14 protein-coding genes are annotated in these 12,578 nt (G+C 40.8%); 3 read left to right on the top strand and 11 right to left on the bottom strand.

The window, feature by feature from the left end; genetic code table 11:
* Positions 1 to 3: 3 nt before the first annotated feature.
* The 11 genes from R2Q78_RS11765 to hemA all read right to left on the bottom strand — a co-directional run bounded on the left by R2Q78_RS11765 (position 4) and on the right by hemA (position 10,263).
* The gene (locus R2Q78_RS11765; RefSeq protein WP_316792082.1) at positions 4 to 711 is read right to left on the bottom strand and encodes a hypothetical protein; all 708 of its coding nucleotides are present in this window, start codon (positions 709 to 711) and stop codon (positions 4 to 6) included.
* Complete coding sequence (locus R2Q78_RS11760) at positions 701 to 1,267, bottom strand: RNA polymerase sigma factor (protein ID WP_316792080.1); 567 nt, start codon at positions 1,265 to 1,267, stop codon at positions 701 to 703. Before R2Q78_RS11760 ends, R2Q78_RS11765 begins: the two co-directional genes overlap by 11 nt.
* A gap of 79 nt (positions 1,268 to 1,346) precedes the next feature.
* Entirely contained in the window at positions 1,347 to 1,901 is a 555-nt protein-coding gene (hemJ, locus tag R2Q78_RS11755; RefSeq protein WP_316792077.1) for a protoporphyrinogen oxidase HemJ, read from the bottom strand.
* Between the two features lie 10 nt (positions 1,902 to 1,911).
* Positions 1,912 to 2,934 (bottom strand): uroporphyrinogen decarboxylase, encoded by a 1,023-nt coding sequence (gene hemE, locus R2Q78_RS11750; protein WP_316792076.1) that lies wholly within the window; start codon positions 2,932 to 2,934, stop codon positions 1,912 to 1,914.
* A 16-nt stretch (positions 2,935 to 2,950) separates the two neighbouring features.
* Positions 2,951 to 3,466: a hypothetical protein gene (locus tag R2Q78_RS11745; protein WP_316792074.1), complete on the bottom strand. Its 516-nt coding sequence runs from the start codon at positions 3,464 to 3,466 to the stop codon at positions 2,951 to 2,953.
* Complete coding sequence (locus R2Q78_RS11740; RefSeq protein ID WP_108203296.1) at positions 3,466 to 4,170, bottom strand: response regulator transcription factor; 705 nt, start codon at positions 4,168 to 4,170, stop codon at positions 3,466 to 3,468. The genes R2Q78_RS11745 and R2Q78_RS11740 overlap by 1 nt, the downstream gene beginning before the upstream one ends.
* Before the next feature lie 2 nt (positions 4,171 to 4,172).
* Positions 4,173 to 5,039 (bottom strand): sensor histidine kinase, encoded by an 867-nt coding sequence (locus R2Q78_RS11735; protein ID WP_136833972.1) that lies wholly within the window; start codon positions 5,037 to 5,039, stop codon positions 4,173 to 4,175.
* A gap of 37 nt (positions 5,040 to 5,076) precedes the next feature.
* Positions 5,077 to 6,450: a glutamate-1-semialdehyde 2,1-aminomutase gene (gene hemL, locus R2Q78_RS11730; RefSeq protein WP_136833971.1), complete on the bottom strand. Its 1,374-nt coding sequence runs from the start codon at positions 6,448 to 6,450 to the stop codon at positions 5,077 to 5,079.
* 3 nt (positions 6,451 to 6,453) lie between these two features.
* The gene (gene hemB, locus R2Q78_RS11725; RefSeq protein ID WP_316792062.1) at positions 6,454 to 7,422 is read right to left on the bottom strand and encodes a porphobilinogen synthase; all 969 of its coding nucleotides are present in this window, start codon (positions 7,420 to 7,422) and stop codon (positions 6,454 to 6,456) included.
* Positions 7,423 to 7,431: 9 nt separating this feature from the next.
* Positions 7,432 to 9,012, bottom strand: coding sequence for a hydroxymethylbilane synthase (gene hemC, locus R2Q78_RS11720; protein ID WP_316792060.1), 1,581 nt, complete (start codon positions 9,010 to 9,012; stop codon positions 7,432 to 7,434).
* Positions 9,013 to 9,036: 24 nt separating this feature from the next.
* Positions 9,037 to 10,263, bottom strand: coding sequence for a glutamyl-tRNA reductase (hemA, locus tag R2Q78_RS11715; protein ID WP_316792058.1), 1,227 nt, complete (start codon positions 10,261 to 10,263; stop codon positions 9,037 to 9,039).
* A gap of 172 nt (positions 10,264 to 10,435) precedes the next feature.
* Here hemA and R2Q78_RS11710 point away from each other — a divergent pair, with 172 nt between their 5' ends.
* The 3 genes from R2Q78_RS11710 (at position 10,436) to R2Q78_RS11700 (ending at position 12,253) form a co-directional block, all read left to right on the top strand.
* Positions 10,436 to 11,248 (top strand): alpha/beta hydrolase, encoded by an 813-nt coding sequence (locus R2Q78_RS11710; protein WP_316792056.1) that lies wholly within the window; start codon positions 10,436 to 10,438, stop codon positions 11,246 to 11,248.
* Positions 11,249 to 11,694: 446 nt separating this feature from the next.
* Positions 11,695 to 11,928, top strand: coding sequence for a hypothetical protein (locus tag R2Q78_RS11705; RefSeq protein WP_316792054.1), 234 nt, complete (start codon positions 11,695 to 11,697; stop codon positions 11,926 to 11,928).
* The gene (locus R2Q78_RS11700; RefSeq protein WP_316792052.1) at positions 11,918 to 12,253 is read left to right on the top strand and encodes a hypothetical protein; all 336 of its coding nucleotides are present in this window, start codon (positions 11,918 to 11,920) and stop codon (positions 12,251 to 12,253) included. The genes R2Q78_RS11705 and R2Q78_RS11700 overlap by 11 nt, the downstream gene beginning before the upstream one ends.
* Positions 12,254 to 12,578 lie beyond the last annotated feature (325 nt).

Genomic DNA, 12,578 nt, shown 5'->3' with positions numbered 1-12,578 from the left:
GGTTTATTTGTGTCTTTTTGAATTCAGTTTTATAAATCCAATGTTGATGGCTATCAATGATGAATTGTCATCCTCATCGGTATTAAATTTTAAAATTTTATTGTCTCTCTTATCTACTTTATCAACTACATAATTGACCAGGTCTCCTACATTCCTGATTCCCTTACGCTCAGGCTGTTCCGTCTCAGTTATTTCATTTACCTTGTTCTGATCACTTGTATTTGCACTTGCGATTACAATTGGCACATCTGCAGTTGCAGAAGATTTTACCATAACCGGTGTATGATCCTTTACATCTGCCGCGTTATTAACAAGATGCTCATCTACAACTTTAGGTTGCACGAAGATTATTGTTTTTTTCTGACCCTCTGGCTTTAATCGCGGAGCGATAACAAGAGGTGTGCTTTTATAAGACTGATCAGATTCTGTCTCATCAATAACCCGATCAGCTGAAGGCTTTGAAATATCTTTAGCTTTAACATCTGCGATTTCAGCAGGTGCCTGCAGCCTGATCTTTTCAGTTTTAGGCACCAGTAATCCAATACCCACAACCATCACTGCTACCGCTGCTGCCATCCAGTAAATCTGCAAGCCAGTCTTACGTTTAGGCTCCAGCTCGGCGGAAATATTATTCCACAGACCTGAAGATGGCTGTACCTCAGCTTCTTCGAACCGATCTTTAAATAACTGATCAAACTCTTTATCCTGCATGTGTTGCATAATTTATGCCCTCCATTTTCATAATTTCTTCTCTTAATATTGCTCTTGCCCTCGACAATTGCGATTTGCTTGCTCCTTCGGAAATCCCCAGTGTTTCTGAGATTTCCTTATGAGAGTAGCCTTCTATAATATACATGTTAAATACAACCCTGTACCCGTCTGCTAATTTTTGTATTACTTTCATTAAATCCTGCATGCCTAAGCGGCTAAAATCAAAACCGGTTGCAGGTTGTTCATGTGCATCTTCAATGGGAACCACATTCATCGATCTCAGATTTTTACGGTAACTCTCAATAGCAGTATTCACCATAATCCTTCGTATCCATCCTTCAAAAGAGCCGTCCCCACGGTATTCTTTTACCTTTTGAAAAACTTTAATATAACCCATCTGCAATACATCTTCAGCCTCCATTCTATCTTTAGCATAACGCATGCAAACAGCAAGCATCTTAGATGAGGTTTGCGTATAAAGCGCCTCCTGCATCTTTCGGTTGTCTGCTTTGCATCCTTCTAATAGTTCATCAATTCTATATTGCGTCAATTTCATTTGTGTGTTTGGTATATAGAAGATGAGGCAACTCTTGAAAAGGTTGCACAGGGATTGAAAATATTTTTAGGGGATCGACTTAGCAGTCGTGTTTTTTTCGGTAATGCTTGTACCATTTTACAGCGAGCATGATGACTACAGCGAATATAATGAGGCCAACAAGGCCATAAATCCAGTCTACAGCATTTTTAAGCACTACAGTAAACACAATGGCCACCAAAAGAATTGTGGCCACCTCATTCCACAAACGAAGCTTAAAAGAGCTCATTTTGCATTTGCCATGTTTCAATTGTTTCATGATATTCTGGCAAATGAAATGATAGATCAGCAACAGGACTACAAACCCGAGCTTCACATGAAACCAGGGCAAAGAAAGCAGCCACGGGCGTTTACAAACCATGCCCACCCCTGCTAGTACTGTGAGTACCATTGCAGGAGTGGTGATGATGTGCCAGAGTTTGGACTCCATCCTTTCGTATTCCGTTTTCAGGATACTGCGGTCTGGCTCATTCCGTCCCTCTGCTTCAGTATGATATATAAAGAGTCGCACGCTATAAAACAATCCTGCCATCCAGCTCACCACAAAGATGATATGAACAGCCATGACGTAATAGTAGTAGTCGTACTTCTCCATTGAAAAAATATTAGTATTTAAATTCCTTGATCACTTCTATTGCATATTTCACATGATCAAAAGGGATATCCGGCATGATACCATGTCCCAGGTTAAAGATGAATCCATTTTGTCCGCGCATGCGCTCAAACAAACGTAAGATCTCTCTTTTGATCACCGGCTTATCTGCATAAAGGATATGCGGATCCAGGTTTCCCTGAACAGCAATACCAGCAGGCAAACTGTTTTTTATATTCAGCAGATCTGCGTTCCAGTCTACCGAGATCACATCCGGCTTAGCTTCTGCCATAACAGGTGCAAATACAGAACTTCCTTTGCAGAAAGAGATCACCGGGATGTCTTTCCTGTTCAAATTGGCAATGATCTCTTGAATATATCGGTGAGAAAACTCCTGGTAATCGTTCCAAGACAATGCCAATGCCCAGCTGTCAAAAATCTGAATGGCATTTACACCCGCAGCAATCTGAAGATTCAGGTAATCAGCAGTAACTTTCGCAATTTTAGCCAATAACTTATGAGCCACTTCAGGCTGATTGTGCATCAGGAGCTTAGTCAACTTGAAGTCTTTAGAAGAACCTCCCTCAACAAGGTAACTCATTACTGTAAAAGGAGCGCCTGCAAAACCGATCAATGGAATACTTCCATTTAACCGCTGTTGAATCACTTTGATGGCGTCGGCTACATACTGCAAACGATCCAGCACATCTACTTCCAGGGCATCTACGTCTTTCAATGTACGCACAGGATTTGCAAATTTGGGTCCTACTCCCTGGGTAAAGCTCAGGTCTCCTCCCATTGCTTCTCCGGTGACCAGGATATCAGAGAACAAGATTGCCGCATCTATACCTAGCAGGTCAACGGGCAACATCGTTACATCAGCAGCAATTTCAGGTGTTTTGCACATCTCCAAAAACGAGTATTTGTTCTTGATCTCCCAATACTGAGGCATAAAACGACCTGCCTGACGCATCATCCATACCGGTGGGCGCTCTGTTTGCTTTGAAAATGCTGCATCTAAAAATAACGTGTTCATCTAAAATCTAATTGTTTTATAAGCTGTTCGCTTCTTTCTCTATTTTATTAATTATGTCTTGTGCTTTTGGCGTACTTGCGAGTTCTTTCGCTTTCGCGATATAAGCCCGGCTTCTCTCCCCGTCTTTCTTTCTCAACGCCAGATTTGCCAGGTGGATCATTACAAATGCTTTGTCATTTTTACCTCCTAAAGGAAAGCGGCTGGCAATTTGAAAATGATGCTCTGCCACCTCATAATCTTCCTTTTTCAAGGCAATATTGGCTCGCATAAATTCGTAATACCCTCTTCTGTTTCGTGCCAGTCTGTCGGGGTTTGGAACCTCAGCCAGCAACCGTTCTGTACGGTCATAATCCCCTTTTTGGAAATACTTGGAAGCAAGCACGATAGAACTATGTTTAAAATGACTCCATAGCACGAAAGCGAACATTAATCCGCCCAACGCTGCCAGCTGGTTTTGATCGTAAAAAAGGCATACAATAGCGGCTGCTATAAAAAGCGCCATTAGTGCATACCTGCCTTTGGCGTTATACATTAATGAATGTCAGTGAATTTATAACCTACACCTCTGATTGAATGGAAATAAACCGGATTTTTTTGATCTGGCTCAAAATACTTACGGAAAGTCAGGATAAAATTATCAATAGTACGAGTTGACGGATAAACGTCATAATTCCAAACAGTCTCCAGGATCTGCTCACGTGACACTGCCTCATTCTTACGTTCAATCAACAACTTCAGCAGCATGGTTTCCTTTTTAGTCAGGGGTACAATCACACCATCATCTTGTTTCAGTTCGAATGAATTGAAATAAATAGTCTTATCTCCTATTTTATAAGAGTTCAGCTCTTTCAGGTCATCAGCTTTCATGCTGCGTTTCACCAAAATACCTACCCTAAGGATCAGTTCTTCCAGGTTAAACGGTTTCACTAAATAATCGTCTGCTCCTTTTTTCAGACCCATTACACGGTCTTCGCTTGTATTTTTAGCAGTAAGGAAAAGTATAGGAACCTCAGTGTTTTCTAAGCGGATGGTTTCACAAACCTGGAATCCGTCCATTTCAGGAAGCATTACATCCAGGATTATCAAGTTAAAACGTTCTTCTTTAAAAACCTTTAAAGCAGTTTTTCCGTCTTTAACAGCGTGAACTTTATAACCTTCCAATTCAAGGTTTAATTTTATTGCATCTAATAAGTGGTCTTCATCTTCAACCAGTAATATTCTTAATTTCTGTGGCATAATCAATTAAATGTTATTTCAAAAATTGCACCATGCGGTACGTTATCTCTAACGCTGATGTCAGCGTCATGGCTTTGTAGAACTTCCTTAACAATAAACAGGCCTAAACCTGTACCTTTTGATTTTCTGACATTCTCATCACCAACGCGGTAAAATTTATCGAATATCAGCATCTTTTCATCATCAGGTATGCCAGGCCCCTTGTCAGCTACTTTTAAAAAAGGATGACCATCCTTTTGTAGCAATTCTACCTCAACTTCCGCACAAGGTCCTGAATATTTAACTGCATTTTCAACAAGATTGGTAACCACAGAAGAAAGCGCAAACTGGTCTCCCATGAGCTTAATTCCGGGCTTTATACTAGGGCTGATCACCTGTTCGCAGCCACAAGAATGGATCTGCAGGCGATCGGTAATCTTACTTACCAGTTCAGAGAAATCAAATTCTTCTTTTGGAAACGAATATGACCTGTTCTCTATTTTTGTAGCCAGCAGCATGTTTTCCACCAGGTCATCCAAACGCTCAATATCCTTCAGGGAATTACTCAGCAAAGAAGTTTGCCTTGCTTTATCCAGATCTCTTTTTACAATGGTTTGAATGGACAGCTTAATGGCCGCTAAAGGCGATTTCAACTCATGGGTCACAGACAACAAAAAGTTTTGCTGCTGCTCTCTTAGTTTCTCTTCCTTTTTTATTGATTTATGCAGAAAATAAGCGCCAACACCTAATAAAAACAAAAACACTGATCCCTCTCCCATTACCATTGCCATTCTCGCAGGCTGTAATTTTACCACAAGCGTACCCCAGGAGATCAGTTGAATCACTGAATACAGCAAAAGAAAATAAAATATAATGATCGATTTTTTCAAGATGTTATCTGCTTTACCTTCTAAATATACCCATTATTTACTTATTCCTGAAAACAATATCGAGACTATCAAATATTGCCCTTTTGGCTTTTTCAAGCTCTATTTTAGTGTGTGCTGCAGAGACAAAACCAACCTCATAACCCGATGGACCCAGGTAGATTCCCCTGTTCAGTAATTCCCTGTGCATTACTTTAAATTTCTCCATGCTCGCCGGGTCAATGTCCTCAGCTGTCTGGATTTTATCTTTATCTGTAAAGGCCAGCCAGAAGATTGACCCTACATGGAATACCTTTAATTTATAGTTCCTTGCTGTCGCAAAACGCTGAATGCTCTCCGCAAACTCCGAAGCTTTGTTGTTCAGCTCTTTATAGAAACCAGAACGCAGTAGCTCAGTCAATTGTGCGATACCGGCAGCCATCGCAACCGGATTTCCCGACAAGGTACCTGCCTGATAAACACCCCCATCCGGAGAGATGTGACCCATAATTTCTGCTGAAGCTCCATACATTCCGACAGGCAATCCACCACCTATAATTTTACCATAGGTAACAATGTCAGGCTTAATGCCATAATGTCCGGCTGCTCCTTCAAATCCCAATCTGAATCCTGTGATCACCTCATCAAAAATCAGCAATGCTTTATTGTCATTACAAATCTTTTGAAGGAACTGCACATATTCTGCATCCTGCATCAACAAACCATTATTAGCTGGTATGCCTTCTATAATCACCGCTGCTACTTCACCTTTAAACTGTTCAAAAGCTGCTTCCAGGGCCTTAGTATCATTCAAAGGAATCACAATAGTTTCCTGAGCGAAAGATTTAGGAACACCTGCTGAAGAGGTTTCTCCAAAGGTTACCAGTCCAGAACCGGCTTTAACCAGTAATGAATCTGAGTGACCATGATAACAGCCTTCAAATTTGATGATCTTATCACGTCCGGTATAACCACGGGCCAGCCTAATGGCCGACATCACCGCTTCAGTACCTGAACTGGTAAAACGTATCTTCTCTACAAATTTATTGTTCTTGATGATCAGTTCTGCGAGCTCGTTCTCCAATGCTGTGGGTGCGCCGAAGCTCATCCCGCTCTGCATTACCTCCGTCACTTTTTCTCTTACTTTAGCGTTGTTATGCCCTAAGATCAATGGACCCCAGCTGCCGCAAAAGTCTATGAACTGGTTTCCGTCAGCATCCCAAACAAAGCAGCCGTCACCTTTTTGAATAAACAAAGGAGTACCATATACTGATTTGAAAGCCCTAACCGGAGAGTTTACCCCACCCGGAAAATAGTTTTTTGCCTTCTCATATAGCTCGGCTGATTTTTCTCTGGAAATATCCGGCTTACTACCCGTATTCACAGGTACCTCACCCTCATTCCCCGAAAACATTTTCTTTAACGATTCTAACATATTTTATATCCAGTTTTTCTCTACCATATCCCTGATGTGATAAGTAGTAATTATACTTGCTCCTGCGCGGGCAAAAGCGTGCATGGTTTCCATCACCACTTTTTGCTCATCTATCCAACCCTTTTCAGCTGCTGCTTTTACCATGGAATATTCCCCTGACACATTATAGCAAGCTATAGGCAGATCTGTATTTTGCTTCAGCGTCTGAATAATGTCCAGGTAAGCCAAGCCTGGCTTTACCATCAGCACATCAGCCCCTTCATTCTCATCCAGCAATGCTTCTCTCAATGCCTCATTTGGATTTCTAAAATCCATCTGATAAGCTTTCCTGTCGCCCTTGCTTGGCGCACAGTCTGCCGCCTCCCTAAAAGGGCCATAGTAAGCTGAAGCAAATTTTGTAGCATGACTCATGATCGCGGTGTTTACAAAACCAGCACCATCCAAAACACTTCTCATTGCACCAATGCGACCGTCCATCATATCAGAAGGTGCTAACATATCCGCTCCGGCCTGTGCATGGGTCAATCCCATTTTGGCTATTACCTCTACAGTAGGGTCATTCTGCACGTAATCATTTTCCATGATCCCGCAGTGACCATGAGTAGTGTACGAACAAACGCAAACATCAGTCACCACATAAAGGTCATCCCCAAAGTTTTTCTTTAGCAGACGCACCGCAGAAGGAACCAAAGAATGATCATGGTATGCTGACGCAGCATTTTCACTCTTCTCATCACCCACACCAAAAAGCATGATCTTATTCACACCAAGCTTTAATCCCTTTTCAACGTCTCTGATCAGTGTATCTTCAGAAAAATGACTTATACCCGGCATCGCATCTATAGCATGAGTTACATTGCTTCCCGGCACTACAAAGTACGGGTATATGAACATGTCTTTAGACAACCTGGTTTCAGCCACCATTTCCCTTACAATGGGATTCTTTCTTAATCTGCGCGGACGTTGTAACATAATCTATTTTTATTTCATATCAATTCCAAAAACCGCCTCTGCCAGCCCGATCTCATCCGGGGAATAAGGCAAAATGTATTTTACCCCCATCTCATCAAACTTTTTACCGGTAGAGTTGCCTATGGCAATCACCTGCTGTCCCGGATCTAATAGGTTATCAGCGAAATACGCATCTACATTCGACGGACTGGTAAAAATCAATACATCAGCATGAGTCTGGTCTATTTCGTCTTCTACGACAGTTTCATAGATTGGCAGATCAATCACCTTAGTATCTGGCTTTAAAGCTTTCTGGATACTTTGTAAAGAATCCTGTGCTCTTGGGAATAAAACTGTTTTCCCACCCACTTCTTCAGCAAAAAGTTCAGCTACTTCCTCAATATCTCCTCCTTCACCTACATAATCAGCAAGGTGTCCTGCTCTCCTTAGCGAATCTTCAGAACCTCTTCCGGCTACACCAAATTTCACATGCTTAGGCAAAACAGGTTTTAGCTTGAAGAAATAATCAACTGCATTTCTGCTGCTGAAAAATATCCAGTCAATATGTTTAAGGTAAAAAGGATCCAGTACATTTACTATTGGAAAAGTACGGATCAGCGAACGGCCTTCAATCTCTATATTGTGTTTTTCTAAGGCCTTTCTAAAGTAATTATGTTCTCCTACTTCCCTTGAAATGAACACCTTGGCAGGTTTCTTTTTATCGGCAGCAAACTTGGCAACGATCTTTTCAGAAAGTCCTTCCAGGCTATCCACGCGAAAAAATACACGGTCAGGAAAATCCTCATCGGTTTCTGCTTTAGAAGTCCATACTTCGTATTGTCCGTCTTCCCTTTTGCAATAGCAACCCAAGGGCATGTGGCAACCGCCTTCAAAAAGGTTCAGCACCTTGCGTTCCACCGCAATTTCCTCCGCAGTTTCCGGGTGATTTATTTTTTGTAGCACTTCAAAGAGCGCTGTATCATTTTCTCTGATTTGAATAGCAAGTGCACCTTGTGCAGGAGCAGGCACTATTTCCACCGGATCTACAACCTCAACATGAAATTCAGAAAGATCTATATTCAAACGGTTTACACCAGCTTTAGCAATCATAATCGCATCGTAATCTTCATCACGAAGTTTACCTATCCTGGTCGGCACATTCCCCCTCAGGTCTTCAATATTCAGATCAGTCCTTAAAGCCAATAGCTGCGCCTTACGTCTGTTTGAAGAGGTTCCCACCATTGCACCGGTCTTTAAAGAGAGTTTTTGACTGATGTCTACACAATCTTTTAAAATCAGCAATAGCTCCGCCGGATCTTCACGTTCCGTCACCGCGGCGATAGTCAGTCCTGCAGGATGTACCGTTGGTAGATCTTTATGTGAGTGCACAGCGATATCTACGGTACCTCCCAAAAGCTCTTCCTCGAGTTCTTTGGTAAAGAAACCTTTGCCTTCCAGCTTATCCAGTCGTAAGTTTAAAATCTTGTCTCCCTGCGTTTTAATGATCTTAAGATCCGCTTCTACGCCGATCTCCGCAAGTTTATCTTTAATGAAGTTGGCTTGCCATAAAGCCAGGTCGCTACCTCTCGTACCTATAGTAAGTCTTTTCACGTTAATGCTAATTTTTGCGCAAATTTAGCTATTCTTTACCAATATCTCCTTTGCCATTACCATTGGTACGCTGATGTATTTTTTTTCCATGTAATTCATCACGCGTTCCAGCACCAATCTCGACTGTTCATCCAGCCCGTTGATCTCGTCGGCAAACACACCATTGATAGCAGTATGCTTAATTTCTTTAATTTTCTGAGGAACCCCGCTCATCGCGATTTCTATTTTGCGCTGGCGCAATACCAGTTCAAAATCTTTGATATTTTCATCAATGATGTGCTCGGCATTTACCAGCTCATCATAACGTTCCTGAATATTTTTACGGGCAATTTCTTTTAAAGACTCTACCTCTATGAAGTGCAATGGGAAATTTTTAACAACTGCAGGAGCCGTGTCATTTGGGATTGCAAGATCAACGATTACCTTTTTACCGGTATCGCCGTTTAGCAATTTGGTATAGATTTCCTCTGTGATTATAGGCTCTGTAGCTCCTGTACAGGTGATGATTACATCAAAGCCTTCTTTAAAATTTTCCAGTTCAGTCAGCGGATACGCTTTCCCGTTCAGCTCTTTAGCCAGAACCTCAGCGTTCTCAACGCTTCTGTTGAAAACAGAGAAATTAGAATATTTATGTTTTTTAAGGTATTGAGCAATGTTTTTATTGGTCTCCCCAGCGCCTATGATCAGGAGCCTTGAGTTGGCACACATCTTTAGGTCACGAAGTTTGCGGTAAGCCAGAGAAACAACAGAAACAGGATTTTTAGAAATATTGGTATGAGTGTACACCTCCTTGGCTGTCTTTACCACCCGGTTCATGATCATTCTCATGTAATCACCGGTGAACCCTGCAACACGACAAGCTTCATAAGCTTTACGGATTTGGGCCAGGATTTCTTTTTCTCCCACTACCAGGCTTTCTAATGAACATGAGGTTCTCAATAAATGATTAAAAGCCTCTACTTGCTCATATGCAGATACGTTAGCAATGAATTGTTCCATGTACTGCTCAGGCAAGCCCATATCCAGTACAGTCAGGAAACGTTGAATAAAATCTTTATTTAAATTTTCGGCGGAGGTAAATACAAATTCAACACGGTTACACGTTCCTACATAGAATATTTCCTTAACTCCAAGCTCTGATTGAATGTTTCTCAGCCTGTCGTCAAGTGTATGCTCACATATCACCAACTTACCCAGACTCTTCAGGTCAATCTGTTTATGTGTAAAAGCAATGATCTTTAAATATTCCAAAATATGTTACCCTGTTGTTTTTAGCGAAACAAAAGTAACAACAGAACCTTGATCCACTGTCATTGTGCTGTAACAAAGAACTATTTAGAAAGACTCTAAATTACAGTGCGTACCTCAAACATCCCAATTTTAAATTTGTTATATTCGTTAAACAGCAAGAATATAGTGAAGTATGATACAAAAAGCGCAATTTACACTTACAGAGACTGATAAAAAAATCATATTTGGCGACTATACCTTAGACGATGAACGGGCTATTCTGGGTACTATAATTTTTGTCCACGGCTTCAAAGGGTTTAAAGATTGGGGTGCGCACAACAAGGTCGCTTCATGGTTTGCCGGAAAAGGATATCGTTATGTCAAATTTAACCTTTCTCATAGCGGGGTAACCGAGCAAAATCCCAATGACGTAACTGACATGGAAGCCTTTGCTTCAAATACCCTCAGTAAAGAATTAAACGATCTGGATCTTGTCATTGATTACGTTTCTAAGAATTTTGAATCGCCGGTTATACTGATCGGACACAGCCGGGGTGGCGGGCTTAGCATCGTAAAGGCAGCTAACGACTCCAGAATATCAAAACTTATTACCTGGTCGGCGATATCCGACTTTTCCAGTCTTTGGAAGAAAGAACAGGAAAAGGAATGGCAGGAAACAGGAACCATCTATGTGGAGAATGCGCGAACCAAAGAAAAAATGCCATTGAACAGTACGCTTCTTGAGGACTTTAATGAACATAAAGAAGAATTCAACATCCTTGCCGCAGCTAAGAGGGTAAGTATCCCCTGGCTTATTCTGCATGGCGATGACGACGTAAATGTGAATTTTAGCGTGGCGCAGAAACTTGCACAAAAGCAATTGAAAGCCAAAATCCAGAAGATAGAAGGTGCGAATCATGTTTATGGTGCCTCACATCCTTATCATGCGGAGGAACTTCCGATACATTTACAGGAAGTCGTTGAAAAGACGCTACGGTTTCTGTAGTGTCTTCAAAAAACTCCAGGTTTCCTTTCATCAGTCGACCATTATTTCTTTCCACAACCGGTTTTCATTAACTAATCTCCCCCCATTTGAATTGAGGATGAGCTTGTACTGCGCTGGTATTTTACCTTACTTTATTTTTGCCTCTATATTGCTCTTTTTTTGGCTTTGTTTTGCTAAAAGCAAAAGGATAGCAAAAGAGAAGCAAAACAATAGCAAAAGGATAGCAAAAGAAAACTACAGCACAGATCGAGCGAAGTTACAGAATATCGTAGTGGATCGCCAGCAGAATTCTTAATCAATGGTGACGGAGTAAAAAGAATCAAAACAAAGCTGTACTAGAATTAGCAGAAGAAATGAAGAAACTAAAAAGCTAAATAATAATCACCTAATTCCAGGATATGGTTATGTAGGAAATAATTATTATTTTTGTAATAAAATACATTGTTATGATCGCTGTAAAATTATCCGTAAAACAACTTATTGAAGCCCTCAAGGGGTTAACTGAGAGGGAAAAGGTACAGGTTAGAGAGGCGCTAATTAAAGATTTTGCAGATCAGGATGAGGAATTACAAGAGGCAGAGTTAACTTCGCGCTACAAGCAAGCATTTTCTGACGCTGAATTATTTGAACAAGGCAAACTAAAAACTTATTCATTATCTGAATTATTAGATGAGCTTTGAAATAAGGATTAGTGACACATTCAGACGAGCCGCTAAAACATTAACGAAAAAATACCCATCTTTAAAACAAGATATATCTGATCTTGCTACCAAATTGATCTCCACACCAGATTTGGGAGAGCCTCTTGGTAAAAATATGTACAAAGTTCGTATGAGTATTACCAGCAAAGGTCGAGGCAAATCAGGTGGCGCACGTGTTATTACTTGCGTAGTTTATAAAAACGAGCAGGTCCTCCTGGCTGAAATATATGATAAAAGCGATTATGCATCAGTTGACGAGAATAAGATTCTTAAAAATCTGAAAGCAGAGGGATTTGATTTGTAAATCATTCAGGTTACACTAAGGAACAAGCAAGCAATTGTAAAAGAAGAATTGAAAGAAGCGATGAATATTTCATTCCAATCCTCTTCCTCCCCGGTCTTGCTAATAATTAGGTAATATCCAGCCACAAGGGAGTGGCCATACAAGCCCCCAATCTGTTCCATGACCTTCGCAAAAAAATCAGCTACTTTAGCAGTATTTGGGTGTTAAAATATTGGATTTTTAATCAAAATATTGCAAAATCATCCAAAATATTAATTACAGAGAAATGTTTGGTTGAATTTTATCTTTTGAGTATATTTGATAAAAATTAAAAGTATGTGATAAG

It is taken from the genome of Pedobacter frigoris (genome assembly GCF_032678645.1).
GTDB classification, from domain to species: Bacteria; Bacteroidota; Bacteroidia; order Sphingobacteriales; family Sphingobacteriaceae; genus Pedobacter; species Pedobacter frigoris_A.
The sequence above is the reverse complement of the archived record's forward strand: the minus strand, read 5'-3'. Positions and strand labels throughout refer to the sequence as shown.

What these genes read in the sequence shown, in the direction of transcription:
- R2Q78_RS11740 (WP_108203296.1), bottom strand. Translation starts at nt 4,170, where the DNA reads ATGCCACAGAAATTAAGAATATTACTGGTTGAAGATGAAGACCACTTA.
- R2Q78_RS11710 (WP_316792056.1), top strand. Translation starts at nt 10,436, where the DNA reads ATGATACAAAAAGCGCAATTTACACTTACAGAGACTGATAAAAAAATC.
- hemB (WP_316792062.1), bottom strand. Translation starts at nt 7,422, where the DNA reads ATGTTACAACGTCCGCGCAGATTAAGAAAGAATCCCATTGTAAGGGAA.
- R2Q78_RS11765 (WP_316792082.1), bottom strand. Translation starts at nt 711, where the DNA reads ATGCAGGATAAAGAGTTTGATCAGTTATTTAAAGATCGGTTCGAAGAA.
- hemE (WP_316792076.1), bottom strand. Translation starts at nt 2,934, where the DNA reads ATGAACACGTTATTTTTAGATGCAGCATTTTCAAAGCAAACAGAGCGC.
- hemJ (WP_316792077.1), bottom strand. Translation starts at nt 1,901, where the DNA reads ATGGAGAAGTACGACTACTACTATTACGTCATGGCTGTTCATATCATC.
- R2Q78_RS11745 (WP_316792074.1), bottom strand. Translation starts at nt 3,466, where the DNA reads ATGTATAACGCCAAAGGCAGGTATGCACTAATGGCGCTTTTTATAGCA.
- hemL (WP_136833971.1), bottom strand. Translation starts at nt 6,450, where the DNA reads ATGTTAGAATCGTTAAAGAAAATGTTTTCGGGGAATGAGGGTGAGGTA.
- R2Q78_RS11705 (WP_316792054.1), top strand. Translation starts at nt 11,695, where the DNA reads ATGATCGCTGTAAAATTATCCGTAAAACAACTTATTGAAGCCCTCAAG.
- R2Q78_RS11760 (WP_316792080.1), bottom strand. Translation starts at nt 1,267, where the DNA reads ATGAAATTGACGCAATATAGAATTGATGAACTATTAGAAGGATGCAAA.
- R2Q78_RS11700 (WP_316792052.1), top strand. Translation starts at nt 11,918, where the DNA reads ATGAGCTTTGAAATAAGGATTAGTGACACATTCAGACGAGCCGCTAAA.